Annotated in this window: 22 protein-coding genes and 1 pseudogene; 14 read left to right on the top strand and 9 right to left on the bottom strand. The window is 64.6% G+C overall.

Annotated elements, in window-relative coordinates; translation table 11 throughout:
- Positions 1-59 precede the first annotated feature (59 nt).
- The gene (locus EB815_RS18700; RefSeq protein WP_056573152.1) at positions 60-1,475 is read right to left on the bottom strand and encodes an FAD-binding oxidoreductase; all 1,416 of its coding nucleotides are present in this window, start codon (positions 1,473-1,475) and stop codon (positions 60-62) included.
- A 185-nt stretch (positions 1,476-1,660) separates the two neighbouring features.
- Here EB815_RS18700 and EB815_RS18695 point away from each other — a divergent pair, with 185 nt between their 5' ends.
- Both EB815_RS18695 and EB815_RS18690 read left to right on the top strand, forming a co-directional pair.
- Positions 1,661-2,140, top strand: coding sequence for a thioesterase family protein (locus EB815_RS18695; RefSeq protein WP_056573155.1), 480 nt, complete (start codon positions 1,661-1,663; stop codon positions 2,138-2,140).
- 260 nt (positions 2,141-2,400) lie between these two features.
- Positions 2,401-2,598 (top strand): hypothetical protein, encoded by a 198-nt coding sequence (locus tag EB815_RS18690; protein WP_056573157.1) that lies wholly within the window; start codon positions 2,401-2,403, stop codon positions 2,596-2,598.
- A gap of 52 nt (positions 2,599-2,650) precedes the next feature.
- On the opposite strand, the gene EB815_RS18685 is transcribed toward EB815_RS18690, so the two are convergent.
- A complete protein-coding gene (locus tag EB815_RS18685) occupies positions 2,651-3,130 on the bottom strand; it encodes an Lrp/AsnC family transcriptional regulator (RefSeq protein WP_081295126.1) in 480 nt (159 codons plus the stop codon).
- 89 nt (positions 3,131-3,219) lie between these two features.
- Here EB815_RS18685 and EB815_RS18680 point away from each other — a divergent pair, with 89 nt between their 5' ends.
- The 3 genes from EB815_RS18680 (at position 3,220) to EB815_RS18670 (ending at position 5,862) form a co-directional block, all read left to right on the top strand.
- Entirely contained in the window at positions 3,220-4,128 is a 909-nt protein-coding gene (locus EB815_RS18680; protein WP_056573160.1) for an EamA family transporter, read from the top strand.
- 143 nt (positions 4,129-4,271) lie between these two features.
- Positions 4,272-5,423, top strand: a complete 1,152-nt coding sequence (locus EB815_RS18675) for a histidine kinase dimerization/phosphoacceptor domain -containing protein (RefSeq protein ID WP_056573163.1) — start codon at positions 4,272-4,274, stop codon at positions 5,421-5,423.
- Positions 5,416-5,862 (top strand): response regulator, encoded by a 447-nt coding sequence (locus EB815_RS18670; RefSeq protein WP_056573166.1) that lies wholly within the window; start codon positions 5,416-5,418, stop codon positions 5,860-5,862. The genes EB815_RS18675 and EB815_RS18670 overlap by 8 nt, the downstream gene beginning before the upstream one ends.
- A 4-nt stretch (positions 5,863-5,866) precedes the next feature.
- Here EB815_RS18670 and EB815_RS18665 read toward each other — a convergent pair whose 3' ends face one another.
- Complete coding sequence (locus EB815_RS18665) at positions 5,867-6,760, bottom strand: dienelactone hydrolase family protein (RefSeq protein WP_056573168.1); 894 nt, start codon at positions 6,758-6,760, stop codon at positions 5,867-5,869.
- A 265-nt stretch (positions 6,761-7,025) separates the two neighbouring features.
- On the opposite strand from EB815_RS18665, the gene EB815_RS18660 reads away from it, so the two are divergent.
- Together EB815_RS18660 and EB815_RS18655 are read left to right on the top strand one after the other, a co-directional pair.
- The gene (locus EB815_RS18660) at positions 7,026-7,181 is read left to right on the top strand and encodes a hypothetical protein (RefSeq protein ID WP_081295088.1); all 156 of its coding nucleotides are present in this window, start codon (positions 7,026-7,028) and stop codon (positions 7,179-7,181) included.
- A 9-nt stretch (positions 7,182-7,190) separates the two neighbouring features.
- Positions 7,191-7,628 (top strand): hypothetical protein, encoded by a 438-nt coding sequence (locus EB815_RS18655; protein ID WP_056573171.1) that lies wholly within the window; start codon positions 7,191-7,193, stop codon positions 7,626-7,628.
- 39 nt (positions 7,629-7,667) lie between these two features.
- On the opposite strand, the gene EB815_RS18650 is transcribed toward EB815_RS18655, so the two are convergent.
- A complete protein-coding gene (locus tag EB815_RS18650; protein WP_065005570.1) occupies positions 7,668-9,986 on the bottom strand; it encodes a glucose/quinate/shikimate family membrane-bound PQQ-dependent dehydrogenase in 2,319 nt (772 codons plus the stop codon).
- 260 nt (positions 9,987-10,246) lie between these two features.
- Between EB815_RS18650 and EB815_RS18645 the strand changes: the two genes are divergently transcribed.
- Positions 10,247-12,913 carry an ATP-dependent helicase gene (locus tag EB815_RS18645; protein ID WP_056573177.1) on the top strand — a complete coding sequence of 889 codons (2,667 nt, stop codon included), beginning with the start codon at positions 10,247-10,249 and terminating at the stop codon, positions 12,911-12,913.
- Positions 12,914-12,953: 40 nt separating this feature from the next.
- Here EB815_RS18645 and EB815_RS18640 read toward each other — a convergent pair whose 3' ends face one another.
- Together EB815_RS18640 and EB815_RS18635 are read right to left on the bottom strand one after the other, a co-directional pair.
- On the bottom strand, positions 12,954-13,268 hold the full coding sequence (locus tag EB815_RS18640; RefSeq protein ID WP_056573180.1) for a hypothetical protein: 315 nt from the start codon (positions 13,266-13,268) through the stop codon (positions 12,954-12,956).
- 53 nt (positions 13,269-13,321) lie between these two features.
- The gene (locus EB815_RS18635) at positions 13,322-14,077 is read right to left on the bottom strand and encodes a DUF4239 domain-containing protein (RefSeq protein ID WP_056573522.1); all 756 of its coding nucleotides are present in this window, start codon (positions 14,075-14,077) and stop codon (positions 13,322-13,324) included.
- A 178-nt stretch (positions 14,078-14,255) separates the two neighbouring features.
- Between EB815_RS18635 and EB815_RS18630 the strand changes: the two genes are divergently transcribed.
- The 5 genes from EB815_RS18630 to EB815_RS18610 all read left to right on the top strand — a co-directional run bounded on the left by EB815_RS18630 (position 14,256) and on the right by EB815_RS18610 (position 19,842).
- Complete coding sequence (locus EB815_RS18630; RefSeq protein WP_065005569.1) at positions 14,256-15,326, top strand: sensor histidine kinase; 1,071 nt, start codon at positions 14,256-14,258, stop codon at positions 15,324-15,326.
- 68 nt (positions 15,327-15,394) lie between these two features.
- Positions 15,395-15,958, top strand: coding sequence for a response regulator (locus EB815_RS18625; RefSeq protein WP_245303378.1), 564 nt, complete (start codon positions 15,395-15,397; stop codon positions 15,956-15,958).
- A 364-nt stretch (positions 15,959-16,322) separates the two neighbouring features.
- The gene (locus EB815_RS18620; RefSeq protein WP_155772524.1) at positions 16,323-16,574 is read left to right on the top strand and encodes a hypothetical protein; all 252 of its coding nucleotides are present in this window, start codon (positions 16,323-16,325) and stop codon (positions 16,572-16,574) included.
- 153 nt (positions 16,575-16,727) lie between these two features.
- Positions 16,728-18,482, top strand: coding sequence for an ABC transporter permease (locus tag EB815_RS18615; RefSeq protein ID WP_056573188.1), 1,755 nt, complete (start codon positions 16,728-16,730; stop codon positions 18,480-18,482).
- Between the two features lie 25 nt (positions 18,483-18,507).
- On the top strand, positions 18,508-19,842 hold the full coding sequence (locus tag EB815_RS18610) for an ABC transporter ATP-binding protein (RefSeq protein ID WP_065005567.1): 1,335 nt from the start codon (positions 18,508-18,510) through the stop codon (positions 19,840-19,842).
- A gap of 88 nt (positions 19,843-19,930) precedes the next feature.
- Here the strand turns inward: EB815_RS18610 and EB815_RS18605 are convergent, their stop codons facing one another.
- Together EB815_RS18605 and EB815_RS18600 are read right to left on the bottom strand one after the other, a co-directional pair.
- Complete coding sequence (locus EB815_RS18605; RefSeq protein WP_056573194.1) at positions 19,931-21,484, bottom strand: trimethylamine methyltransferase family protein; 1,554 nt, start codon at positions 21,482-21,484, stop codon at positions 19,931-19,933.
- A gap of 12 nt (positions 21,485-21,496) precedes the next feature.
- Positions 21,497-23,908 carry a GcvT family protein gene (locus tag EB815_RS18600; RefSeq protein WP_056573197.1) on the bottom strand — a complete coding sequence of 804 codons (2,412 nt, stop codon included), beginning with the start codon at positions 23,906-23,908 and terminating at the stop codon, positions 21,497-21,499.
- A 296-nt stretch (positions 23,909-24,204) separates the two neighbouring features.
- Between EB815_RS18600 and EB815_RS18595 the strand changes: the two genes are divergently transcribed.
- Complete coding sequence (locus EB815_RS18595) at positions 24,205-25,680, top strand: esterase-like activity of phytase family protein (RefSeq protein WP_056573200.1); 1,476 nt, start codon at positions 24,205-24,207, stop codon at positions 25,678-25,680.
- A gap of 66 nt (positions 25,681-25,746) precedes the next feature.
- Here EB815_RS18595 and EB815_RS34265 read toward each other — a convergent pair.
- Positions 25,747-26,539, bottom strand: a pseudogene (locus EB815_RS34265) (L,D-transpeptidase).
- Positions 26,540-26,600 lie beyond the last annotated feature (61 nt).

The raw sequence follows: 26,600 nt of genomic DNA, 5'->3' as shown, positions 1-26,600 counted from the left end.
CCGCCTCGGAGCGTCGGCCCGAATGGTGGCGCGGTCAAGACGAGCCTTTTCGTGAGGCCCTACCCCATATCGGGCAATATCTTGCCGGGGTTCATGATGTTTTGCGGGTCCAGCGCCTGCTTGATGGTGCGCATGATGTCGACGCCGTGGCCGAGTTCGCGGCGCAGGAAGCCGATCTTGCCCTGGCCAATGCCGTGCTCGCCGGTGCAGGTGCCATCCATGGCGATCGCCCGCAGATTGAGCCGCGCGACGAACTTTTCCGACAGCGCGATCTCGTTCGGGTCGTTCACATCCATCAGCACCAGCACGTGGAAATTGCCGTCGCCGGCATGGCCGACGATCGGCGCGATCAGGCCCATCTCGGCGATGTCGGCTTCGGTTTCGGTGACACATTCGGCAAAGCGCGAGATCGGCACGCACACGTCGGTCGACAGGCCCTTGGCGCCCGGCCGCAGCGTCAGCGACGACCAGTAGGCATCGTGCCTGGCCTTCCACAGTTTGGTGCGCTCCTCGGCGACGCTGGTCCACAGGAACGGGCCGCCGCCATTTTCCTCGGCGATCATGCCGAACGTCTCGGCTTGCTCGGCTACGCTGGCGTCGCTGCCATGGAACTCGACGAACAGGCACGGGCTCTCGGGATAGTCGAGCTTGGAATAATTCTTCATCGCCCGCATCTGCAACCCGTTGACCAGTTCGATGCGCGCCACCGGAATACCCATCTGGATCGTCGCGATGACGGCGTTGCAGGCCGCCTCTACGCTCGGGAACGGACAGACGCCGCCCGAGATTGCCTGCGGAATGCCTTGCAGCTTCAATGTCAGCGAAGTGATGATGCCGAGTGTGCCTTCCGAGCCGACCAGCAGCCTAGTCAAATCGTAGCCGGCCGAACTCTTTTTGGCCCGCTTGCCGGTCGTCACCGTCTGGCCGTCCGCCATGACCGCCGTCAGCGACAGCACGTTCTCGCGCATCGTGCCGTAGCGCACCGCATTGGTGCCGGAAGCCCGCGTCGCCGCCATGCCGCCAAGCGAGGCATTGGCGCCCGGATCGATCGGAAAGAACAGGCCGGTGTCGCGCAGATGCCGGTTCAGATCCTCGCGTGTCACGCCAGGCTCGACCGTGCAGTCGAGATCCTGCGGGTTGACCGAAAGAATACGGTTCATGCGCGACGTGTCGACCGAAATGCCGCCGCCCGGCGCGTTGGTGTGGCCTTCCAGCGAGGAGCCGACACCGAAGGCGATGACCGGCACGCGATGCGCCGCGCAGGCGCGCACGATCTCCTGCACCTCGGCCGTCGTCTCCGGGAAAGCGACGCCGTCGGGCGCCTGCGTCGGGATATAGGTGGTGGTGTGCGCGTGCTGCGAGCGGATGGCCTGCCCCGTCTGGAAGCGCTCGCCCAGCTGTTGCTTGAGGATGCCGAGCACCGCCGCGATGCCTTCCTCGTTGCGTTCGACCGGATTGAGGTCGCTCAGAGCCATGAATTCCTCCGCGAATGGACCAGCGCCCACGCTTGTTTTGCAGCTATGGATGCCTAAAGCAATTCCGGGAAAAGTGCGAAGCGCTTTTCCTGGGAAAGCCGCATGCGCATTCCCTGGGGAATTGCGTCAGAACAAAAGAGCCTCCGCAGTCACACTCTGTCCAGCACCAGAACAAGGAAGTTTCGATGCCCATCCCCGCCCCCTTCGTCTCCAGGCCCATGGACATCGAGAAAGACTGGATCGATTACAACGGCCATCTCAACATGGCCTATTACAACGTCCTGTTCGACCGCTGCTCGGATGAGGCTTTCGAGGCGATGGGCATGGGGCTGGACTATGTGAAGGGGCGCCGTCTCACCATCTACACCGCCGAGGTCCATGTCTGCTACGTCCAGGAACTGCATCTCGACCACAAGGTCACGGTCTCCTTCCAACTCATCGACCATGACGCGAAGCGGCTCAGGTCCTATCAGGAAATCCGCCATGTCGACGGCTGGCTCGCCGCCACTTCCGAGACGCTGTCGCTGCATGTCGACATGGCGGGGCCGAAGGTCGCGCCCTTCCCCGCCGATGTGCTGGCCAGGATCGAAGCCATGCGCGCCGCCCATTCGGTGCTGCCCATGCCGGAGCGTGCCGGCCGCGCGATCGGCATCAAACGCAAGTAGGGCGAAGCCGATATCCATGCGGATTCGGCACGGCCAGGCATTGGGTCTGACTTCAAAGCCACACCCTGAACTCAAAATCGCGGAGCCCCCGATATCCACCGGCAGCGGTGCTTGAAGCGGGTTTGGACCGGCATTAACCTTACCGAGGTTTTAACGGGAACAAGCCAATTGAGCCGTTGAACGACTCAGCGGAGCGGTCGAAAACCATCCGCATAGAGCTGTTTACGAGCGGCGGGGCGAAGCCGGTTCGAGGGACGTGCATGAAAACCGACATCAAGGTCGAGGTGGACAGGCTGGCCGCTGATCCGCGCATATCGGACTATGATTTCTGGCGATCGATCAAGAACGTCGACAATGAAATCTTCCATATCGCCAACAACAACGAGCCGATCCCGTTCGACATGATCCGCTGGCGCAGCATTTTGAAGCGCGCCCGCCTGAAGCGCGGCCACGCATAGCGTCCGCGAGTCGGCATCAGAAAAATCGGGCGACCGAATGGGTCGTACCGTTTCACGGCGGTCGCCTGACTGCCGCCAGCGGTGAACGTGCCGCCACCGGCGATGACTGGATGATGGCCGTATTCGTCATCGCATAGGGGATGATGCGGTCGATCACCCGTTCGAGTTCGGCCACCGAGCCGACATGGGCGAGCGCGATGAAGCAATCCTCGCCGGTCACCCGGTCGCATTGGGCGATCTCCGGCAGCTCGCGAATGATGTCGGCGACGATCGACAATTGTCCCGGCACCGGCCGGATGCGCAGCCACGCCGACAGCGTCAGGCCAAGCGCGGCGGGATTGATCCGGACGCAATAGGCTTCGATGACGCCATTCTCCTGCAGCCGCTTGATGCGCTCGGCGACACTGGGCGCCGACAGGCCGACCGAGCGCGCAAGCTCCGCCGTGCTGGTGCGCGCATCCGTTTCCAGCAGGCGCAGGATTTTCACATCCGCCGCGTCAAGATCGGCATTTTCAGTTCGAAGGCGCTTCAACGAAAACTCCTTTCTTTCGGGAGCGAAATTGCCGGAGAATTCGGCCATTCGCCATATCAAGTAGAAAAACTGCCTGCGATACTGATCCGATGAACGATCAGACGCAAGCGCCAGCTGCCGGCCCTGCCATCAACGGCCCCGTGCTCGACACCCTGGCGGGAAGGTTGCCGCCGCATGTCTGGTTCGGCGTCAGCGCAATCTTCCACTATCTCGGCCCGGCCTTCGCGGTGCTGCTGTTTCCGCATGTCGGCGTGCTCGGCATGGCGTGGCTGCGCATCGCCACAGCGGCGCTGATCTTCGCGTCGCTGACGCGCCCCTGGCGAAGCTTCACTCGCGCCGATCCCGCAACGCGCCTGCTGCTGCTGGCTTTCGGCGCCTGCCTGGCGGTGATGAATTGCTCGTTCTACCTTGCGCTCGACCGCTTGCCGATCTCGCTGGTGGCGGCGATCGAATTCGTCGGCACCATCGGCGTCGCGCTCGTCGGCCTCAGGAGCGTCCGCAACCTGACTGCCCTTGCCGTCGCGGTTGCCGGCACCTTGATGCTCATCGACGTCAGATGGTCCGATGATCCCGTCGGCCTGTTCTGGGCCTTCCTCAACGGCGCGCTGTTTGTCGGCTACATCGTGCTCGGCCACCGCGTCGCCCGTTCCGGCGCCGGCGACGGCATTGCGGGCCTCGGCGCCGCCATGGCGGTCGCCTTCATCGTCGTGCTGCCGATCGGCTTCGCGGATGCGCTGCCCGCCTTTTTCTCACCGACGCTGCTGGTCGCCGCCATCGGCGTCGGCATCTGCTCCTCGGTCATTCCCTATATCTGCGACCAGCTTGCCATGTCGCGGTTGCCGCGCTCGAGTTTCGCCCTGATGCTGTCGCTGCTGCCGGTCACGGCAACGCTGATCGGAATCGTCGTGCTGCGCCAGATTCCGAGCCTGATCGATTGCCTCGGCATCGCACTGGTGGTTGCCGGTGTCGCCTTTCACAAGCCTGCGCCCAGCGACTAGTCGCAGGAAAGCCTTTATCTTCAACTGCTTGCAGAACTGCCGGGTCGGTTCCCGATCTCGCCTGACTGCGACAAGACGCTTAAGATTGAACCAATTTCGCCTTTAAGCCGTTGTCCCCTACGAAAACGGCTTGGAGTGACACCATGGACTGGAAACGGACCAGGGAGCCTGCCGACGCTTGGCACATGACGGATGACCTTCATGTCGAGCATGGCAAGGGCGACCCGTTCGCGGCGGCGATTCGCGCTACCCGTATGTCGATGATCATCACCGATCCTCGGCGGCCTGATAACCCGATTGTCTTTGCCAATGACGCTTTCCTGCGGCTGACCGGCTATGAGCGACAGGAAGTGCTGGGCAAGAACTGCCGCTTCCTGCAGGGGCCGAAAACCGACGAGGCCGCTGTCGAGCAAATCCGCGCGGCGATCGCGGACAACGCCGATGTCAGCGTCGACATCCTGAATTATCGCAAGGATGGTTCGACCTTCTGGAACGCGCTCTACATCAGCCCTGTCTCCAACGACAAAGGCGAGGTGCAGTTCTTTTTCGCCTCGCAACTCGATGTCTCGGATCGCAAGCGCTCGGAACATCGCATCACCGCCGACAAGGATCGCTTCGAGAAAGCGGTGAAGGAACGCACCGCCGAGCTGGAAGCAGCCCTTGAGGCGCAAACCACCTTGCTGCACGAAGTCGATCATCGGGTGAAAAACAATCTGCAGATGATCTCATCGCTCATCATCATGCAGCGCCGGACCATAAAGGATGAAGCGATCAGGCATTCGTTGACCACCATGCTGGAGCGCATCGAGGCCCTCAGCACCGTGCATCGCCGGCTCTACCAGTCGAAGGATGTCAGCCGGTTCGACGTCTCGGATTTCGCCAAGGACCTGGTGACGGATCTTCTGACGGCGTCGGGGCGATCCGGGATCAAGTCGAACCTTGAGCTCGAACCCATTGTGATTTCGGCAGAGAAGGCGACGCCTGTCGCGCTGATGGTCAATGAACTCGTCACCAATGCCTTGAAGCATGCTTTCAAGGAAGGGCCGGACGGGACCACGGCGGGCCGTATCGGCATCAAGATGAGCCAGCCCGACGGCCATTTCAACATCGAGGTCTCGGACGATGGCGTCGGCATGGCCGAAGCCAATGGCGATGCCTCGTTCGGCATGCGGCTGATCAAATCGCTCGCCCGCCAGTTGCACGCCGATATCGAATGGCGTGACGCCGGCCCCGGCACCAAGGTCGTGATCTCGATGCCAAACGAACCGCAGCAAAAAGGACACTCCCATGACTGAACCACTCAAGGTCCTGATCGTCGAGGACGAAGCGCTGTTGGCGATGGAACTGGAAAGCCTTGTCGAGGAAGCCGGCCATAGCGTCGTCGGCTGGGCGACGTCTTCGGCGGAAGCAAAAAGCATGGTCGAGTCCACGGATGCCGACATCGCCTTTGTCGACATCCACCTTACCGACGGTCCGACCGGCGTCGACGTGGCCCACTATATCGGCGAAAAGAAACGTTCGATGGTGGTGTTCATGACCGCCAATCCGAAGCGAATCCCCGACCATTTCGCCGGCGCTATCGGCGTCATCGCCAAGCCCTATACGATGAACGGGCTGACGTCGGCGTTGCGGTACCTGCAGGAGGGCGTGCGCCGCCCGCCTCCGGTTTCGACACGTCCAGCCGGATTCACCCTGTCGCCGGCCTACGCGGCGGTCTGGGCGCCAGCGGCCTGACGTCCTACGCCAGTTTCTCCTTCAGGAAGGCGATCGTCCTGCCCCAGGCGAGATCGGCCGCCTTCTTGTCATAACGCGCGGCCGACGTATCGTTGTTGAAGGCATGGTTGGCGCCTTCATAAACATAGACCGTGTATTCGACATGGGCGGCATCGAGCTCCTTCTTGAAGGCGTCGATGCCGGCATTGGTGCGATCGTCGAGGCCGGCATAGTGCAGCAGCAGCGCGGCCTTGATCTTCGACACATCGGCGGCCTTCGGCTGCATGCCGTAATAGGCGACGCTCGCCGCGAGATCCGGCGCATTGACGGCCAGCATGTTGGCCGTGCCGCCGCCCCAGCAGAAGCCAATGGCGCCGACCTTGCCATTGCCGTCCTTGTCGGCCTTCAGGAAAGCGACGGTCGCGACGCCGTTGGCGACAGTCTGCGCCGGGTCGAGCTTCGTGAACATGTCACGCGCCTTGTCCTCATCGGCGGGTGTGCCGCCAAGCGGCGACAGGAAATCCGGCGCCAGCGCCACGAACCCCTCCAGCGCCACGCGCCGGGCGACGTCGCGTATATGCGGGTTGAGCCCCCTGTTTTCATGGATGACGATGACGGAGCCGAGCTTGCCGGCCTGGTTTGCCGGTTTGACCAGATAGCCCTTCATCTCGCCGCCGCTGCCCGGATAGGTGATCTCCTCGCCTTTCACCCGCGGATCGTTGTCGGCGACGATTGCCGCGTGGGCGGAGTTCGCCGCCAGCATCGGCGCGATCGCGGCCGCCGCGGCACCCGATCCGGCAAGCCTGGTCAGCTGTTCCATGAAGCGCCGGCGGTCGAGCGTCAGATGCGTGTATTCGTCATAGGCGTCGATCATCGCCTGGGTGATGGCGGGCTTGTCGGTGGCGGTGGATTTGGTCATCGGCGCACTCCTCGGTCTCGCTATCTCGATGCGACGTCCCGTCGTTCGCAAGATAGGGGTGGGCCTTGCATCGTCCAGTCACGGAGCGGTGACGCCCCGTCTCTCCGGCAAGGCGCGGCGCCATCATCCCAATTGGCGTCATCACAATTTTGTCATCGACGACAAATCTTGATGGCACCGCCACAATAGTGGGGGAAACTGACCATACGGCCGCCCCATGGCGCGGCCACGGTCCTGAAAGGATCGATCTGAAAGGAAGCCGCCGATGACCATGCCCTCGCCGATCCTGGCAACCGCCTTTATCGTTGCCGCAGCCGCGATCCTGGCGATGCGCGCGGCCTTTGTAGCGGCGAGCCGGAAGTCCATGGTCAAGGTCCGCGTCCGCCAGCGCCATCCGGCAAACACGAAAACCAAGGGTTGAGGTGAAGTCATGGACGTACAGGATATCGTGAACACCGTTTCGCAGAAGGCCGGCCTTGACCAGGCAACGACGGAAAAGGTCGTCGGCACCATTTTCTCGGTACTGGAGCACGAGGCGGAAGGCACCAGCGCCTCATCCTTCTTCGCCAAGATTCCGGGCGCCGATGCACTGGCACAGAAATATGACGTCATGGCCGCCGCCCCTGCCGGCGGCGGTGGCGGCTTCCTGTCCTCGCTGCAAGGCGCGCTTGGCGGCGTTCTCGGCGAGAAGGCGGGCGCGCTGGTCAACGGCCTCGCTGCCCTCAAGGCATCCGGCCTCGATCTGGCGCAGATCCAGAAGGCTGGCGAGACGCTGGTCCAGCAAGCCGAAGCCGCGGCCGGCCCCGATCTGACCAACCAGGTGCTGGGCTCGGTGCCCAGCCTGAAAAGCCATCTCGGGCTCGGCTGATCGTCAATTCGCCGAGCTTGCCCCTAGGCAACCCACTGCCTACTTGGGCAGCGCGTAAGCCATCACATAATCCCCTGGCTTGGTGCCGACCGAGCCGTGGCCGCCGGCGACGATGACCACGAACTGGCGTCCGTCGGCGACCGTATAGGTCATCGGCGTCGACTGACCGCCGGCAGGCAGCCGCGCCCGCCAGAGCTCCTTGCCCGACGTCAGGTCGTAGGCGCGCAGATAATCGTCGACCGCGGCACCAAGGAAGGCGACGCCACCGGCGGTGATCATCGGCCCGCCAATGCCGGGCACCCCGACCTTCAGCGGCAGCGGCAGTGGCGTCATGTCGTAGACGGTGCCGTTGCGGTGCTTGTAGTTGATCGTGCCGGTCCTGAGATCCACCCCGGCGACATACCCCCACGGTGGCGCCTGGCAGGGAACGCCGAGGGGAGACAGGAACGGCCCCATCACAACCGCATAGGGCGCGCCTTCATTGCGGTTGAGCCCGTGCTCGCTGCCCTTGGTGTCGTCGCCCGGCGCCGGCACGTCGGCGCGCGGAACGAGCCTGGACGTGAAGGCGAGATAGGTCGGCATGCCGAACATCACCTGCCGCACCGGATCGACCGCCACGCCACCCCAGTTGAAGGTGCCGAAATTACCGGGATAGATCAGCGATCCCTGCACCGAGGGCGGCGTATAGCGGCCTTCGTAGCGCAGTTTGTGGAAGGCGATGCGGCAGGCCAGCTGGTCGAACATGGTGATCCCCCACATGTCGGCTTCGATCAGCGGCTTCGGGTTGAAGGAGAGATCGGACGAAGGCTGCGTCGGCGACGCATGGTCGCCCTCGATGGCGCCGCCGGGCGCCGGCACTTCCTTGACCGCGATTACCGGCTCGCCGGTGCGCCGGTCGAGCACATAGAGGTCGCCCTGCTTGGTCGGCCCGACCAGCGCGGGCACGATCGTGCCGTCGGCCTTGGTGATGTCGATCAGGCTCGGCTGCGCCGGCACGTCCATGTCCCACAGGTCGTGGTGCACCGTCTGCCGCACCCATTTCAACTGCCCGGTATTGAGATCGAGCGCGGTGATCGAGGAGGAGAACTTCTCGACATTGGCGCTGCGTCCAGCGCCGAGCTGGTCCGGCGTCTGGTTGCCGAGCGGCACGTAAAGCAGGCCAAGCTTCTCGTCGGCGCTCGGCGTCGACCACATGTTGGGCGAGTTGGCGGTGTAGGTCTGGCCGGCCGGCAGCGGCGTCGTCTGGTCCGGATTGCCGGAATCCCAGTTCCACAGCAGCTTGCCCGTGCTCGCATCATAGGCGCGGATAACGCCCGACGGCTCCTGCGTCGAATAATTGTCGTTGACCGCGCCGCCGACGATGATCTTGCCGCCCGCGATCAGCGGCGCCGAGGTCGAATAGTAATAGCCTGATTTGGGGTATGGCATGTTGGTCAAGAGATTGAGTGTGCCGGCCTCGGCGAAGGCGGGACAGACCTGCCCGTTGGCGGCGTCGAGCGCGATCAGCCGGGCATCCGAGGTCGGCAGGTAGACGCGGGTCGCGCAAGGCTGGCCGGCGGCGCCGGCGGCATCGGCATAATAGGACACGCCGCGGCAGGTCTGGTGCTGGCGGTCCTTGTCGAGCTTGATCTTGGGGTCGTAGCGCCATTTTTCCTTGCCGGTCGCGGCGTCGACCGCGATGGCGAAATTGTGCGGCGTGCATATATAGAGCGTGTCGCCGATCTTGAGCGGTGTCACCTGGTATGTGGTCTCGCCGACATCGTCCGGCCCCTTCACGTCGCCGGTGCGATAGGTCCAGGCCGGCTGCAGATTGGCGACATTGTCCGGCGTGATCTGGTCGAGCGGCGAATAGCGCTGGCCGAATTGCGTGCGGCCATAGAAGTGCCACTCGCCGGCCGGCACGTCGCCGCCGAGATTGGCGTTGGGGGTCACCTTGTCGGTGTCAAGCGCGCCGGCGATGTCCTTCGGGTCCGTGGTCATCGAATAGCCGGCCACCGCCAGTGAGGCCAGCACGGCCAGGATCAGCGGCGCGCGCCCGTCAGGACCGGCAAGGCCCCGCCGCGCCCACGGCGTCAGCAGCCATAGCGCCACCAGCACGATGATGCCGCCGCGCGGGCCGAGTTCCCACCAGTCGAAGCCGGTTTCCCAGACCGCCCAGGCCAGCGTGCCGAGCACGATCGCCGCGTAGAGCCACAGCGCGGTGGAGCGGCGCCGGTAGAACAGCCATGCGGTGATCAGGAACGCGAGGCCCGATATGATGTAGTACCAGCTGCCGCCCAGCGAGGCCAGCCAGATGCCGCCAGCGCCAATTGTCAGACCGAGGAGAAAGAGAACAAGGGAGGTGATGGTTACAGCCAAGATGATACTCCTTCGACTGTTGCGCGCTTCTCGCGGCCATGGGCAACCCGGCATTGCGTTCCTGCCCGGCACACAACTTTCTCCCGCCCGCCTCGCCTGTCAAGCTTGTGCCAAGGGCCCAGGGGCAGTGCTCGGTCTAGCTGCAAATGCGCGGCGGGTTGAGCGTCATGCGTGCCAAGGTGGCCGGATAAGCGGCTTTACCGGGAACAAAACGTAGACAGTTCTGGTCTTTCCCAACCGAATCACTACATTCGGGGACGATGTCCGGCTTTTCCGAAGACATGCCCTTTTTCGACGAACCCAATGCGCGGCCCACGGCCCCGTCGGGCATTGCCGCGCGCGCCATGGCTGCCCGCGGCGGCCACAACAATGCGCCGGACTATCTCCGGGGGCTGAATCCGGAACAAAGGCTGGCGGTGGAGACCACCGAGGGTCCTGTTCTGGTGCTGGCCGGCGCCGGCACCGGCAAGACGCGCGTGCTCACCACCCGCATCGCCCATATTCTCGCCACGGGGAAAGCCTTCCCCTCGCAGATTCTGGCCGTGACCTTCACCAACAAGGCCGCGCGCGAGATGAAACAGCGCATCGGCATTCTGATCGGCGAAGGCAATGTCGAGGGCATGCCGTGGCTGGGCACCTTCCACTCGATCGGCGTGAAGCTGCTGCGCCGCCATGCCGAGCTCGCGGGTCTGCGTTCCGACTTCACCATCCTCGACACCGACGATGTCGTGCGGCTGATCAAGCAGCTGATCCAGGCCGAGGGCCTCGACGACAAGCGCTGGCCGGCCAAACAGTTCGCGCAGATGATCGACGGCTGGAAGAACAAGGGCCTCGGCCCCGCCGAAATCCCCGAGGGCGACGCACGCAGCTTCGCCAACGGCAAGGGCCGCGAGCTCTACAAGGCCTATCAGGAGCGGCTGCAGACGCTGAACGCCTGCGACTTCGGCGACCTGCTCTGTCACCCGATCCGCATCTTCCGGGCCAATCCGGATGTGCTGAAGGACTATCACCGGCGCTTCAAATACATCCTCGTCGACGAATACCAGGACACCAACACCGCCCAGTACATGTGGCTGCGCCTCCTGGCACAGCGGTCGGACAGCGGGCGCGGGTCAACGTCGACGGATCTGCGATCGGCCGAAGGCCGCAAGCCCGACCAGGCGTCGGCCGGCCAGGCCGCCCCTGCGGAGGCCCGCGAGCGAAGCTCGCGTGCGGCCGTGAGCGAAAACAAAGTCAACATCTGCTGCGTCGGCGACGACGATCAGTCGATCTATGGCTGGCGCGGCGCCGAGGTCGACAACATCCTGCGCTTCGACAAGGATTTTCCCGGCGCCACCATCATAAGGCTCGAGCGCAACTACCGCTCGACCGCGCATATACTCGGCGCTGCTTCGCATCTCATCGCCCACAATGAGGGCCGTTTCGGCAAGACGCTGTTTACTGACCGCAACGACCCCGAGGACGGCAAGGTCAATGTCCACGCCGCCTGGGATTCCGAGGAGGAAGCCCGTGCCATCGGCGAGACCATCGAGGCCTATCAGCGCCAGAAGCATAATCTCAACGACATGGCGATCCTGGTGCGGGCGTCCTTCCAGATGCGCGCCTTCGAGGACCGCTTCATCACGCTCGGCCTGAACTACCGCGTTATCGGCGGCCCGCGCTTCTACGAGCGCATGGAAATCCGCGACGCGCTGGCCTTCTTCCGCGTCGTTGCCAACAGCGGCGACGACCTCGCCTTCGAGCGCATCGTCAATGTGCCGAAGCGCGGCCTGGGCGAAGCCACCATACGCCAGATCCACGACACGGCGCGCGCCCTGCGCATTCCGATGCTGGAGGCCGCCGGCAATCTCGCCGAAAGCGACGAGTTGAAGCCGAAGCCGCGCGCCGCTTTGCGCGAAGTGGCCGCCAATTTCGAGCGCTGGCAGAAGGCGCTGGAAACCAAGCCGCACACCGAACTCGCCGAGACCATTCTCGAGGAGAGCGGCTATACCGACATGTGGAAGAACGACCGCTCGGCCGAAGCGCCGGGTCGGCTGGAGAACCTGAAGGAACTGATCCGCTCCATGGAGGAGTACGAGTCGCTGCGCTCGTTCCTCGAACATGTGGCGCTGGTCATGGATGCCGAGCAGAATGCCGGGCAGGACGCCGTCTCCATCATGACACTGCATTCGGCCAAGGGCCTCGAATTCGAGACGGTTTTCCTCCCCGGCTGGGAGGAAGGCCTCTTTCCCCACCAGCGCGCGCTCGATGAGGGCGGCCGCTCCGGGCTGGAGGAAGAGCGCCGGCTGGCCTATGTCGGCCTCACCCGGGCCAAGAAGAACCTGCATATCTGGTTCGTCTCCAACCGCCTCATCCACGGGCTCTGGCAATCGACCATCCCGTCGCGCTTCCTCGAGGAGCTGCCGGAGGCCCATGTCGAGGTCGCGGAAAGCGGCAACAGCTATGGCGGCTATGGCAATTCCTACGGCGGCGGCTCATTCGCCTCCGGCCGCGGCGGCCGCCAGAACCCCTACGGCGCGTCGCGCTTCGACAATGTTGGCGCCAACAATGGCGGCACCGAGAAATCCGGCGCCTTCTCCAACACCTATTCTACGCCCGGCTGGCAGCGCGCGCAGGCCAACCGCACCGAGGCGACAGACCGCAACTGGGGTTCGCGCTCTGGACACCAGGTCGAGCGCATCGGCTATGGCGAGACAGACAGCGGCTACGGCGCCGGCCGCACGAGCGTAAAGGGCCGCACCATCGACGGCGAACTGGTCGCCAAATCCGTCTCCGACACGCCGTCCGCCTTCAGCGTCGGCGACCGCGTCTTCCACCAGAAGTTCGGCAACGGCAATATCTCGGCCATCGAGGGCAACAAGCTGACCATCGACTTCGACAAGGCAGGGCAGAAACGCGTGCTGGACGGGTTCGTCGCGGCGGTGTGAACCGAACCCTGCGGGCTTCGCGCAAAGCCGGCGAAGGCAATCAATCCACCTTCTTCTCGCCCCGCTCGCCGGCCTTGACGATGTCGCCCGTCGTGAACAGGATTTCCTTCAGTTCCGCCCGCCAGTCCTTCTTCTGGCGCAGCAGGAATTCCAGATCCATGCCGAAATGCTTGAACTCCTCGCCTTGTGCGTTCTTCATGATCGCCTTGGCCTGAGGGTCCTTCTCCACCGAAATGCGCTGTTCGTACCAGCCGATCGCTTCCGCCTCCTCGATCAGCGAGGTGATCATGCGGGCAAAGGTCCGCACCTTCTGCGGCAGTTCTTCAGGCGGCTCGTGATACTGGTCGAAACCCATGTCGTCCTCCGTGGTTCACTCCATGAATGCCTGGGAATGGTGCCGGTTCCGCATCATCGCTGCAATTCGGCCAATGCCCTTTCCAGCGGCGCCGACGAAATCTGGATCGGTCCGGAGAACGCCACATCCATGTCCAGGATCAGGTAGATCGCCCCGGCGATCAGCGCGGCCGACACTATGAGGGTTCCGGCGGTGATTGTATTCTTCGGTGCCCTGAACCCGAAACTGGCGAAGATCAGCGCCAGCCAGGTGACCAGCATGGCGATCAGCGGCCAGGGAATCGTACCCTCCGACTGCTCGACAAGGACCCAGCGCAGTTCCAGCACCTTCTGCAGGCGCTGGCGTCCATCCTGCAGAAGGGAACCGCGTACAGCGTCGGGAGGGGTCAGCCCATTCAGCCGCACGCCAATCTCCGTCAGCAGGCGTTCGGACAGCTGATTGGCGGCGATGGTCGTTTCGCTATCTTGCGACGAGGTCTCCACCACCCGCTGCACATAGGCGACCAATGGTTGGCGCACCGCGTCGGTTTCCGGGCCATACTGGCGCAAGGTCCTGTCGAGCAGGATCAGCTCCGTCGCATAGGCGTGCACGTTGTGATCGATCGATTCGAAGGTGTTCTTGGCCGAGTTGATCATCAGGCCGAGTATCAGCGAGGTCATGACCCCGAACAGATTGGCGGCGAGCCTAACCACCGTGTTCGTGTCGTCATCACGATGCCTGGCCGGCAATCTCGGCCAGATCGTCATGCTGGCGAACGCCGACGCCGCCAGGCACAGGAAAATCACCAATGCGATCAAGGCTTCGCGCATGAAGCGCATTTCTGCACGGGACGCACCAATTGCCAATGCCAGGGCGACCCATCGAAGGCGAAAGTCGAGGGTATTCGTGGTTCCAATGCGATATGGCAGCGCCTTGCCGGGCCAAAAGGTGGCACGCTAGTGTCCTCTTGTCCGCAAACAGGGCAATTCGAGCAGCAAGGAGGTCGGCATGTCTGGAAGATCATCCTTGCCGCTCCTCTGGCGCCGGCCGCTGCTGCCGGCCCTGCTTGTGCTGCTGGCGGCGGCGATCTTCCTCGCCGACACGATCACCAATTTGGAGATCGCGGTCGCGGTCTTCTATGTCGCCATTGTCCTGATCGCGGTGCGCTATCTCGACCAGCGCGGCGTGGCGATGGTCGCGGCGGCCTGCATGGCGCTGACCGTGCTGAGTTTTTTCCTCACGCGGGCGGGTTCGGTGCCGGCAGGCGTGATCAACTGCGCCATCAGCCTGGTGGCGATCGCCGTCACCGCCTATCTGGCGCTGCGCACCGCCGCCGCCGAGGCGTCCGCCCGCGAAGCACAGGCACAGCTCGCCCACATCACGCGGGTGACGATGCTGGGCGAGTTGACGGCCTCGATCGCCCACGAACTCAACCAGCCGCTGGCGGCGATCGTGTTGAACGGCAACGCCGCCCGGCGCTGGCTGGCGGCTGGCAACCCGGATGAGGCCGGCAAGGCGGCCGAGCGCATCGTCAGGGATGCCGAACGCGCCAGTGAGCTGATCAAGCGCCTGCGCGACCTGACGCGCAAGGCAGCCGGCAAGGCCGTCCGGCTGGATGTCAATCAGCTGATAGCCGAGACGCTGACCCTGGTGGAGAACGAGGCCGGCAGAAGCCATGTCTCCTTGCGGACAGAACTCGCCGGCAAGCTGCCTCGAGCCGAGGCCGACCCGGTGCAGATCCAGCAGGTCATCCTCAACCTCATTCTCAACGCGATCGAGGCGACGAGCGGCGAGCAGGAGCGCGACGTGACAATCGTCACCAGTGCCGGCAAGCCCGGCGAGATCGTGATCGAAGTCCGCGATTCAGGCCGTGGCCTGAGCGGCGTCCAGCTCGACCATGTCTTCGACGCCTTCTACACCACCAAGCCCGAGGGCCTGGGCATGGGGCTTGCCATCAGCCGCTCGATCATCGAAAGCCATGGCGGACGCATCTGGGCCCAGCCGGCAATGCCGCGCGGTGCCGCATTCTTCTTTTTGCTGCCGGCAGGCCGGACAGGATCGCGCGGGTCGAACCAATGAAGCAAGCCAGCGGATCGGAAACGAGCAAACCGGAACAGATCGTTTTCGTCATCGACGACGATCCCGCCATGCGCGAGGCGCTCGACAGCCTGCTGCGCTCGGTCGGGCTGGATATCAGCTGCTTCGGTTCGGTCGCCGAATTCCTGGGAGCGCCGCGGCCGGACATCCCCTCCTGCCTTGTGCTGGACGTGCGCCTGCCCGGCAAAAGCGGCATGGACTTCCAGAAAGAGCTCGCTCGTTCCGATGCGCCGCTGCCCGTGATCATCATGACCGGTCACGGCGATATCGCCATGTCGGTGCAGGCGATGAAGACCGGAGCCGTCGATTTTCTGCCAAAACCGTTCCGAGAACAAGACCTGCTCGATGCTATAGCCGCCGCCCTGGACAAGGACCGGTCGCGGCGGGCGCAGAAAGCCGAGATTGATATCCTGCGCGAACGCCTGGCGACGCTGAGCGAAGGCGAGCGCGGCGTCGTCGCGCTGGTGGTCCAGGGACGGCTCAACAAGCAGGTCGCCGGCGATCTCGGCGTCAGCGAGATCACCGTCAAGGTCCGCCGCGCCCGCGCCATGCGCAAGATGCAGGCCGGCTCGCTGGCCGAGCTTATCAAAATGGCCGCCAAGCTCGGAATCTGACCCCTTCAAGCCGGCGGATAAGCCGTTATTTTCCAATGCGTTGCCAGCGCGTCCCTTTCCACGGGATCTGCCTCCTTATGCCTTGGTATCAAGCCATATACCTAAGATTCCGGCGCTCGCGTTGACACGCTGCAAGCCATGGGCGTAAGGCGGCGTGGCTTCGGCTGACCGAGGCATCAACTCGAGATCGAACAGGTTATGGACAGCTATCCCAGTCGCTGTCCGGATCAAGCCCCAGGCACGGTCCGGACACTGGCCCCATCAACAGATTTGGTTTCCGGCATGTGGCGCCGGTCGGGCCTCGGCAGGGCATAACCCGCCTGCGGCTCGCCTTGCCGTCCCGCCGGACCGCGAGAGGTGAGCCATGAACACCAATGTCATTCCCATCCGCGCGCGCCCCTTCGCGCGCTCCGCTTCAACTGTACGGCCGTCTGTTGCAACAACGCGCGGCCTGGCGGGCGAGGCCGGCTTCACCATGCCGCCGACCCGGCTCGTCTGCGTCTGGCGACGCGGCACGGTGAGCGGCCGCCTGGAGTGCCGCTGGACGCAGGAGCAAAAACCCGTTTCCGAAGAGGGCGTCAGTCGTCGAACGGCCCTGCCACGGCACGCCGCCTGAGCCCCTCTTCGACGCCGTCCAAACCTCCGCGCTGACGGCCGCGCCCTGGCGCCCGGCGCGACCGCCTCCCGGTCGAAGCCTTTCGCAGGCCCGCAACCATCCGGGCTTTCTCCCAAGCCATACCGCAATCGGCCCATCATCCGGAGGCCCATCATGATCTTCCTGCCTCACAACCGCAATTCCCTGGGCGAGGCCGCGGCCCTCGCGCGTGGACGCATCGCTCCCAACATCTACGACACCGTCGCCTTCGCCATGCTGGTGGCCTTGCTGGTGCTTCTGGCGCATGGCGCCGCCGGCATGCGCGCGCCAACGACACTGCTCACCACCTCGCCGGTGACGCTCGATCTCGCCAACCTGCCGGAATACGCGCTGCGCACCACGCTGCGCATGTTCGCCGCCATCATCGTGTCGCTGATCTTCACCTTCACCGTGGCGACGCTGGCCGCCAAGAGCCGCCGTGCCGAGATGGTGATCATTCCCGCGCTCGATATCCTGCAATCAGTGCCGGTGCTGGGCTTCCTGACCTTCACCGTCACCTTCTTCATGGGCCTGTTTCCCGGCAGCCAGCTCGGCGCTGAATGCGCGGCTATCTTCGCCATCTTCACCAGCCAGGCCTGGAACATGGCGTTCTCGTTCTACCAGTCGCTGCGCACGGTGCCGGGCGACCTCGATGAGGTCAGCCGTGGCTTCGGCCTGTCGGCCTGGCAGCGGTTCTGGCGGCTGGAGGCGCCGTTCGCGGCCCCCGGCCTGGTCTGGAACACGATGATGTCGATGTCCGGCGGCTGGTTCTTCGTCGTCGCCTCGGAAGCCATCACCGTCGGCACCACCACCGTGCAACTGCCTGGCATCGGCTCATGGCTGGCGCTCGCCATCGACAAGCAGGATTTCAGGGCCGTCGCCTGGGCCGTGATGGCCATGGGCGTGCTCATCCTGCTCTATGACCAATTGCTGTTCCGGCCCGTTGTCGCCTGGGCCGACAAGTTCCGTTTCGAGCAGACCGCCGGGCAGGAAAAGCCCCGCTCCTGGGTCTACGATATCCTGCGCCGGGCCCGGTTGCTGCAGACCGTGGGATTGCCGATCGTATGGCTCTGGCAGCGCGCCATGCTGCTACGACTGGGCAAGCGTGCCATGCCGGCAGCGTCCGCCGCATCGCGCCGCTTCTCGCGCGCGCTCGACATCGCCTGGCTGGGACTGGTGCTGATTGTGGCCCTGTGGGGCGTGGTCGAGACGGTCCTGTATCTCAGGCAGACCCTTGGCTGGAACGATGTGGCCGAAGCCTTCAGCGGTGGCCTGCTCACCTTGCTGCGCGTGGTCGTGCTGATCGCCGTGGCCAGCGTGATCTGGGTGCCGATCGGCGTCTGGATCGGCTTGCGGCCGGCGGTCGCCGAACGCGTACAGCCGCTGGCGCAATTCCTCGCCGCCTTCCCCGCCAACGTACTGTTCCCGTTCGCGGTGATCGCCATCGTTGCCACCGGCGCCAACCCCAGCATCTGGCTGTCGCCGCTGATGGTGCTGGGCACGCAATGGTACATCCTGTTCAACGTCATCGCCGGCGCCAGCGCCTTCCCTTCCGATCTCAAGGAGGCAGCCAGGGTCTTCAAGATACGGTCCTGGTCGTGGTGGAAGAACGTCATGCTGCCGGGGATTTTCCCCTATTACATCACTGGCGCGCTGACCGCCTCCGGCGGTTCGTGGAACGCCTCGATCGTCGCCGAACTGGCAAGCTGGGGCAACACCAGGCTCGAAGCCTTCGGGCTCGGCTCCTACATCGCCAAGGCCACCGAGGCCGGCGATTTTCCGCGCGTCATCCTCGGCATCGCCGTGATGTCGCTCTTCGTCACCCTCTTCAACCGCACCCTCTGGCGTCCGCTCTATGTCTACGCCGAACGCCGCATGCGGCTCGACTGACCCCCACTCTTTCAGGAGACTGATCATGAACCAGGCTGTCATCACCCAAGCTGTCATCACCAAGAACCGGCCGCTCGTCGAAGTCCATGGCGTCTGCCAGACCTATGACAAGGGCAGCGCCGGCAAGCTCATCGTCCTCGACCAGGTCGGGCTGACGCTGGGTTCCGGCGAGATCGTCGGCCTGCTTGGCCGCTCCGGGTCCGGCAAGTCTACTTTGCTGCGCTCGATCGCCGGCCTGATCCGGCCGAGACAGGGCGCCATCACCTTCGAGGGCAAGGCTGTCTCCGGCACGCCGGACGGCATCGCCATGGTCTTTCAGAGTTTTGCGTTGTTTCCCTGGCTGACGGTCCTGCAGAATGTCGAACTCGGGCTCGAGGCACAGGGCGTCTCGCCGGCAGTGCGCCGCAAGCGCGCGCTGTCGGCCATCGACCTGATCGGCCTCGACGGTTTCGAGAACGCCTATCCGAAGGAGCTGTCGGGCGGCATGCGCCAGCGCGTCGGGCTCGCCCGCGCCCTCGTGGTGCATCCCAAGGTGCTGTTGATGGACGAGCCGTTCTCGGCGCTCGACGTGCTGACGGCCGAGACGCTGCGCACCGACCTGCTCGACCTCTGGTCGGAAGGCCGCATGCCGATCGAGTCGATCCTGATGGTGACGCACAACATCGAGGAGGCGGTGCTGATGTGCGACCGCGTGCTGATCTTCTCGTCCAATCCGGGCCGCGTCGTCGCCGAGCTCAGGATCGACCTACCGCAGCCGCGCAACCGGCTGGATCCGGCGTTCCGCGCGCTGGTCGAGGACATCTATGCCCGCATGACCGCCAGGAAGGAGCCGGGCAGCCCTGCCCGCGACGGCGTCTTCCCGGGTTCGGGTATCGCCATGGTGCTGCCGCGCGTTTCGACCAACCTGCTCGCGGGCCTGATCGAGGCGGTCGCGGCGGCGCCTTACAAGGGGCATGCCGATCTGCCGCCGCTGGCCGCCAGCCTGCAGCTCGAGATCGATGACCTGTTCCCAATCGCCGAAACGCTTCAGTTGCTGCGCTTTGCCGAACTGGCCGAGGGCGACATCCAATTGACCCTGGCCGGCAAACGCTTCGCCGAAAGCGAGGTCGACGCGCGCAAGCAATTGTTCGCGCAGCAGCTCGCGACCTATGTGCCGCTGGCCGGCCACATCCGCCGCGTGCTCGACGAACGCGCCAACCACAAGGCGCCAGCCCGCCGCTTCCGCGACGAACTGGAGGACCACATGTCCGAGGGCTATGCCGACCAGACGGTGCGCGCCGTCATCAGCTGGGCTCGCTATGCCGAATATTTTGCCTATGACGAGGAGAGCGATCTTTTCACGCTCGACAACCCGACATGAGCAATCCCAGGATAAGTGCGAAGCGGTTTTCCAGGGAAAGCGCATTTCTCTTGCTTTGCGCAATTCCCAAGGGTGTCGCGGCTACCGCTCACGAAACCGGTGCCGCGCCGCCCTCTTCGGTGCGCCGCGCGATGAATTCGTCGAGCACGCCTGATGTGGCCGCAGCCGATGCCGGCGGCTCGAAATCGGCAACCGCGCGCCGCCAGACCCCGGTGGCGCGTTCGCTCGCCGTCTTCGATCCACTTTGCGTCCAGTTGCCGAAGTTCGACCAGTCGGCCACCAGCGGTTCGTAGAAGGCGGTGCGGTAGCGCGCCATGGTGTGGCCAGCCGAGAAGAAATGGCCGCCCGGTTGCACTTCGGCGATCGCCTCGAAGCCGATCGCATCCTCGTCGCCCGGCGTCGCGGCGCAGAGTTCGGCGACCGTCTGCAGCGCCTCGATGTCGGTGATCATCTTCTCGAAGGAGACGCTCAAGCCGCCTTCCAGCCAGCCGGCGGCATGGATGCACATCGTCGCTCCGGCCAGCACCGAGCCCCACAGCGCGAACTGCGTTTCGTGTGCTGCCTGCGCGTCCGAGATGTTGGCGGCACTGCCGCCGCCGGACCGCCAGGGCAGTCCGGTGAAGCGCGCCAGCTGGCCGGCACCCAGCGTTGCCTTGACATGCTCCGGCGTGCCGAAGGCCGGCGCTCCGGATTTCATGTCGACATTGGAGGAGAAGGAGCCGTAGACGACCGGCGCGCCGGGCCGCACGATCTGCGCCAGCGTCAGGCCCGCCAGCGCCTCGGCATGCTGCAGCGCCAGCGCGCCGGCGACCGTGATCGGCGCCATTGCACCCGCCAGGCAGAACGGCGTGATGACGGAGACCTGGCCGGCCCTGGCGAAATCGATGATGCCTTGCGCCATTGGAATGTCGAGCTGGCGCGGCGAGTTGGTGTTGATGACGGTGTAGCAATGCGCGTTTGCCAGGAACTCGTCCTGCGACAGGCCACGCGCCAGCCGGATCATCTCGAAACCGTCCTCGACCTGCGGCGTGCCGCGCGCGAAGACGAACGGGAACTTGTCGGACAGCGTCAGTTGCGCGCGGTTGACGGCATAGTGGCGAAAGCGGTTGTCGACATCCTGCGGTTCGATGCAGGGGCCTAGCATGTGCAATACGTCGAAATGCTGCACCAGCCGCAGCAGATCCTCGAAATCGGCCAGCGTGCCCGGCCGCCGGCCACGTTCGAGATCGGTGACGTTGGGCGCGCCGCACCCGGCCAGGAAGGTCATCGACCCGAGTTCCAGCGTCAGGTCGCGGGAACGGTCGCCGGCTTGGGCATGGATCGACTTCGGCGCCGAGGCGAGAGCCGCCACCACCATGTCGCGGCCGATGCGTACCATGTCGGTATCCGGGTCGACCAGCGCGCCGGCACTGGCGAAATAGTCACGCGCCTGCGGCAGCAGCACCTTGATGCCGAGCTCCTCCAGAACGCGCAGCGCCGTGTCGTGGATCGAAGCCACCTGGTCATCCGAAAAGATCGGCTGCGGCAGGAACGGGTTCTTCAGCAACCGGTAATTGGGCCGGCGGCTGCTCTCGCTGCCGGCCTCGCCGGTGCGTCCACGTCGGCGCTCGCGCCTGCCGTCTCGTGCCGCGTCATCGACCATCGAAAATCCTCCTCATTGCCGCATCGCCTTGCCCGAGGGATCGTAGGGCGAGGCCGCGATGATCCGTGCCGGCCGCTCGACGCCGACAATGTGCACCGAAAGCGCCGTCCCCTCCTCGGCAAAATCGTCGTCGACCAACGCCAGCGCGACGCTCTTGCCGATCGTGTAGCCAAAGCCGCCCGAAGTGACGAAGCCGATGCGTCGGCCGTCGCGCCAGACCGGCTCGAAGCCGCTTGCGTCGGCATCAACGGCATCGATCTCCAGCGTCACGATCCGCCGCGAGGTACCTGCCTGGCGTTCCGTCAGTGCCGCCTCGCGGCCGACGAAATCGCCCTTGTCGAAGGCGATGAAGCGGTCGAGGCCGGTCTCGCCTGGCGTGTAGCCCTGCGTGAATTCGCGTGACCAGATGCCGAAGCTTTTCTCCAACCTGAGCGCATTGAGCGCGTAGTAGCCGACCTCGGCCAGGCCAAGATCTTCACCGGCCGCAAGCAGCGTGTCGCGCAGCGTGGCATGCATGGTTACCGGGCAACTGATCTCGAAGCCGAGCTCGCCGGCGATAGAGAGGCGGGCAACCCGCGCCCGCACCATGCCGATGTCGAACGTGCCGCAAGCCATGAACGGCAGTGCGGCGGCGGAGACGTCCTGATGTGTTGTACGCTCCAGGATTTTCCGCGCATTCGGCCCGGTCAGCAGGAAGCCGCCCGTTGCGTCGGAAATGTCTGTGACCGTGACGCCCTCTCCTGCCTGGCTCTCGAACCAGCGCATGTGGAATTCCCTGAGATAGTAGGAACCCATCAGCCAATAATCGTCGCCGCCCCAGTTGATTACCGTGAGGTCGCCCTTCAGCCGCCCGTCCGGCCCGAGCATCGGCGCCAGCCGCGCCTGTCCCGCCTTCGGCAGCTTGCATGCCAGCAGCCGGTCGAGCCATGCCTCCGCATTCGCGCCGGACACCGCATAACGTGAATAGGCCGAGATATCGACGAGGCCAGCGGCACGCCGGACCTGCAGCGCCTCGTCGCCGACGATGTCGAAGGCGTTGGACCGCTTGAGCGTGGTGCTTTCGCGAAACCCCATCGGCGCGAAATAGGCCGGGATCTCCAGCCCCCACGATGCGGTCCACTCGCAACCCGCGGCACTCATGCCGTCATAGGCGCCGGGGCGTTTCAAGGGCCTGCCGGCTGGCAGACGCTCATTGGGAAAGGTCATGACGAAACGGCGCGAATAGAACTGCCGCGTCGTCTGCTTCAGATATTCGCGATTGGCGGCGAAGGCGCCATAGCGGGCGATGTCCATGCCGAAAATGTCGGCCTGCGGCTCGCCGTAAATCATCCATTCGGCCAGCGATTTGCCGACGCCGCCGCCCTGGCTGAAGCCGGCCATGACGCCGCAGGCGACCCAGTAGTTTTTCAGGCCGCGCACCGGTCCGACGATAGGGTTGCCGTCCGGCGTGAAGGTGAAGGCGCCGTTGACCCATTTGCGGATGCCGGCGCTCGCCAGGCAGGGAAAGCGCTCATGCGCCTTGGCGAGTTCGGGACTGATGCGGTCGATGTCTTCCGGGGTCAGCTCGATCCCGTAGTCCCAAGGCGCGCCGTCCATGTTCCAGTGCTTCGGGTTCTGCTCGTAGACGCCAAGCAGCACGCCCTTGCGCTCCTGGCGCAGGTAGGAGAAGCCGTCGAGGTCGACGGTGATGCCGATCTCCCGGTCAAGTGCCGCGATCTCCGTAATGTCCTCGGTGACGAAATAATGGTGCTCCATCGGCGTCACCGGCAGGTCGACGCCGGCCATGCGTCCGAGCTGCTTGGCCCAGAGCCCGCCGGCGTTGACGACATGCTCGGCGACGATGGTGCCCTGTTCGGTGACGACGTCCCAGCGACCGTCCGCGCGGGACTTCAATTCGACGACACGGTTGCGCAGGATCACCTCGGCCCCGCGCTTCTTCGCGGCGCCAGCATAGGCATGCGTGGTGCCGTAGGGGTCGAGATGGCCTTCGTTGGAATCATGCAGGCCGCCGAGCACGCCGGTGACATCGACGATCGGGCAGATCGCCTTGATCTCTTCGGGAGTCACCAGCCGCGCGGTTTCGATGCCGACCGACTGGAACACCGCCCAGGCCGATTTCAGCCACTCCCAACGCTGGGGGTCGCTGGCGATGTTGACGCCGCCGGTCATGTGCAGGCCGATGTCCTGGCCGGACTCGGCCTCGATCTCGCGATAGAGGTTGATGGTGTAATCCTGCAGCGCCGCGACGTTGGGATCGGCATTGAGCGCATGAAACCCGGCCGCCGCGTGCCAGGTCGAACCGGCCGTCAATTCGGCGCGCTCGATCAGTGCGACATCGGACCAGCCGAACCGCGTCAGATGGTAGAGCACCGAGGCGCCGACCACCCCACCCCCGATGACGACTGCGCGGTAGTGCGGCTTCAAGGCTTCCCTCCCGGTCTGTCAGAAGCCGCACCATATACGCGCTGTACATAAGTGTCTAGTGCTGCGCCTGCTGACTCGAAATGGATTCGGGGTGATCTAATTCTCGCCCCGAGCGCACGTCCTCGCAGGGCAATGAACACGCGGGCGGGCATACGTGCCGCGCTGTCACGCAAGCATCATGTTCGCGCCGTAGACCGCTTTCCGGGGAGCGGCGCGCGGCATCATCGATGTGCCGCCTCCTTGAGCTTCTTCGTTCTTCGGCCGCTCCGTCACATCCGTCACCAAGAGGACCATCCATGAAACACCTGCACCGAACCGTCGCGCTCGGCGTCGCGCTGACCTTGTTCACCGCCTTGACGCCGGCGCTCGCCGACAGCACCGCGACCGTCGGCGCCACCAGCTTTGTCAACAAGGGCCTGGTGGGCGTTGGCCGCATTCCTGCCGCCCAGCGCGACAAGTTCGGCGAGACGTTCGGCTCAGGCTCCGGCATGTCGATCGACGTCGCCGGCTGGACGCATGACGCGGGCACCTACAAGGGTTCGCTCTGGTTGCTGCCGGACCGCGGTTACAACGTCGCCGGCACCACGGACTACCGGCCGCGCCTCAACACCATCGGCATCGAGTTCACGCCGGCGGCACCGGGTGCTGCTGGCCAGGAACAGACAGGCGTGAAGGCAACGCTTGCCGACACCTTGCTGCTCACCGACGACAAGGGCACTGATGCCACCGGCCTCGATCCGCTGTCGGATGTGCGCGCCGCGGCTGGCGACATGCCGATGCTGCCCGCCGCCACCAACGGCAAGCTCGCCCTCGACAACGAGGCGGTCGTGCGGCTGCCCGACGGTTCGATGTTCGTCTCCGATGAATATGGCCCGAATATCTACCGGTTCTCGGCGCAAGGCCGCCTGATGTCGGCGACCCAGCCGCCGGCGGCCCTGGTGCCGATGCGCAAGGGCGCACCGAACTTCTCCTCTGACAATCCCGGTCCAGGTGCAGCCGACCCCGATCCGAAGGATCCCGATACCGGCCGCCAGAACAACCAGGGCCTGGAAGGCATGGCGATGACGCCGGACGGCAAGTTCCTGATCGCCGTGCTGCAATCGGCGACTAGGCAGGACGGTGGCGATTCAGCTTCGACCCGGCAGAACACACGGGCGCTGGTCTATGACGCCTCCGACCTCGCCCATCTCAAGCTGGCGCACGAATATGTCGTGCCGCTGCCTGTGTTCAAGGACGCCAAGGGCAAGACCAAGGTCGCCGCCCAGAGCGAGATCGTGGCGTTGTCGGACACGGCGTTCCTGATGCTGGCGCGCGACAGCGGCAACGGCCAGGGCCTGAAGGGCGATACGTCGCTCTACCGCGAAATCAGCATCGTCGATGTCTCGTCCGCCACCGACATTGCCGGCGGTCCTTTCGATGCCGCTGACAAGCCGCTCGCCCCCAAGGGCGTACTCGACCCGTCGGTGACGCCGGCCAAGCTGACGCCGTTCATCGACATCAACGACAATGCCGAGCTTGGCCGCTTCGGCCTGCACAATGGCGCCCCCAACGACCAAAACAACCTGTCCGAGAAGTGGGAAGCGATGTCGCTGGCCAGCGTGCTCGATCCGAAGCTGCCCGACGATTATTTCCTGTTCGTCGCCAATGACAACGACTTCCTTGCCCAGGACGGTTTCCAGGTCGGGGCGCCCTACAAGGCCGACGACGGCGCCGATGTCGACACCATGTTCCTGGTCTATCAGGTCACGCTTCCCGGCCTCGCCAAGAAGTAACGCCTGAAAAGGCGGGCGCCCAGCGCGCCCGCCTCAACGACGTCAAACGGCTGACCGTGAGGACGCCTATTTCAAGAACTCCGCGTCCTTCGGCACGCCCGCGTCGATCGGCTCTGCCGTCCTGCTCGACACAGCCATGATCTTGCCGGCGGCCGACAGGTTCGGTCGAACGAAGACCTGTGCGGGGCCGTCGACGCGGCTGTAGAGGTCGATGATGTCCTGGTTCATGAAGCGCACGCAGCCGGGCGACGCGTTCTTCCCGATGGAATCCCACTCTGGCGTGCCATGCAGCCGGTACATCGTGTCCTTGCCGTCGCGGAAGAGATAGAGGGCGCGGGCGCCCAGCGGGCTCTGCGGGCCGGGCGGCATGCCGTCCTTGTATTTCGCCAGTTCCGGCCGGCGCTGGATCATTTCCGGCGGCGGCGTCCACACCGGCCACTCTTCCGCGCCTGCACCACCGCGCTGCCGGTCCATCCAAAACCGGCCTTGCCGAGGCTGACACCGTAGCGGATGGCCTTGCCGCCGTCGCGCACCAGATACAGGAAGTGCTCGGAGACATCGACGACGATTGTGCCGGGTTTCTCTCCGGTCGGGTCGGCCACGATCTGGCGCACGAACTTCGGATCGAGCCTGGCCACCGGGATTGCCGGCAACTGATAACCCTCATCGGTGCGCGCCGCGTACATGCTTGCGGCATCGCCGAACGCCGCATCGGGCGGCGCCGCGGCAACCGGTGGCGGTGGCGTCGCCACATCCGTCGTGGTGCAGGCCGAAAGAGCCATGAGGCCGCGCTCAAAGCGGACGCACCCAGAAAAGCGCGCTGGCTCAGGCGCTCGGAAAACAGCGGAATATCGGACATGATCCCCCCGGCTTGTCCATATTTGATAAGGATATGCGGACCCCACGCCTAGGGATCAATA

Origin of the sequence: Mesorhizobium loti, assembly GCF_013170705.1 — a bacterium.
Taxonomy (GTDB): Bacteria; Pseudomonadota; Alphaproteobacteria; order Rhizobiales; family Rhizobiaceae; genus Mesorhizobium; species Mesorhizobium loti_D.
This window is presented reverse-complemented; position numbering and strand designations above follow the sequence as displayed.

What these genes read in the sequence shown, in the direction of transcription:
- EB815_RS18700 (WP_056573152.1), bottom strand. Translation starts at nt 1,475, where the DNA reads ATGGCTCTGAGCGACCTCAATCCGGTCGAACGCAACGAGGAAGGCATC.
- EB815_RS18695 (WP_056573155.1), top strand. Translation starts at nt 1,661, where the DNA reads ATGCCCATCCCCGCCCCCTTCGTCTCCAGGCCCATGGACATCGAGAAA.
- EB815_RS18690 (WP_056573157.1), top strand. Translation starts at nt 2,401, where the DNA reads ATGAAAACCGACATCAAGGTCGAGGTGGACAGGCTGGCCGCTGATCCG.
- EB815_RS18680 (WP_056573160.1), top strand. Translation starts at nt 3,220, where the DNA reads ATGAACGATCAGACGCAAGCGCCAGCTGCCGGCCCTGCCATCAACGGC.
- EB815_RS18675 (WP_056573163.1), top strand. Translation starts at nt 4,272, where the DNA reads ATGGACTGGAAACGGACCAGGGAGCCTGCCGACGCTTGGCACATGACG.
- EB815_RS18670 (WP_056573166.1), top strand. Translation starts at nt 5,416, where the DNA reads ATGACTGAACCACTCAAGGTCCTGATCGTCGAGGACGAAGCGCTGTTG.
- EB815_RS18665 (WP_056573168.1), bottom strand. Translation starts at nt 6,760, where the DNA reads ATGACCAAATCCACCGCCACCGACAAGCCCGCCATCACCCAGGCGATG.
- EB815_RS18660 (WP_081295088.1), top strand. Translation starts at nt 7,026, where the DNA reads ATGACCATGCCCTCGCCGATCCTGGCAACCGCCTTTATCGTTGCCGCA.
- EB815_RS18655 (WP_056573171.1), top strand. Translation starts at nt 7,191, where the DNA reads ATGGACGTACAGGATATCGTGAACACCGTTTCGCAGAAGGCCGGCCTT.
- EB815_RS18645 (WP_056573177.1), top strand. Translation starts at nt 10,247, where the DNA reads ATGTCCGGCTTTTCCGAAGACATGCCCTTTTTCGACGAACCCAATGCG.
- EB815_RS18640 (WP_056573180.1), bottom strand. Translation starts at nt 13,268, where the DNA reads ATGGGTTTCGACCAGTATCACGAGCCGCCTGAAGAACTGCCGCAGAAG.
- EB815_RS18635 (WP_056573522.1), bottom strand. Translation starts at nt 14,077, where the DNA reads ATGCGCGAAGCCTTGATCGCATTGGTGATTTTCCTGTGCCTGGCGGCG.
- EB815_RS18630 (WP_065005569.1), top strand. Translation starts at nt 14,256, where the DNA reads ATGTCTGGAAGATCATCCTTGCCGCTCCTCTGGCGCCGGCCGCTGCTG.
- EB815_RS18625 (WP_245303378.1), top strand. Translation starts at nt 15,395, where the DNA reads ATGCGCGAGGCGCTCGACAGCCTGCTGCGCTCGGTCGGGCTGGATATC.
- EB815_RS18620 (WP_155772524.1), top strand. Translation starts at nt 16,323, where the DNA reads ATGAACACCAATGTCATTCCCATCCGCGCGCGCCCCTTCGCGCGCTCC.
- EB815_RS18615 (WP_056573188.1), top strand. Translation starts at nt 16,728, where the DNA reads ATGATCTTCCTGCCTCACAACCGCAATTCCCTGGGCGAGGCCGCGGCC.
- EB815_RS18610 (WP_065005567.1), top strand. Translation starts at nt 18,508, where the DNA reads ATGAACCAGGCTGTCATCACCCAAGCTGTCATCACCAAGAACCGGCCG.
- EB815_RS18605 (WP_056573194.1), bottom strand. Translation starts at nt 21,484, where the DNA reads ATGGTCGATGACGCGGCACGAGACGGCAGGCGCGAGCGCCGACGTGGA.
- EB815_RS18595 (WP_056573200.1), top strand. Translation starts at nt 24,205, where the DNA reads ATGAAACACCTGCACCGAACCGTCGCGCTCGGCGTCGCGCTGACCTTG.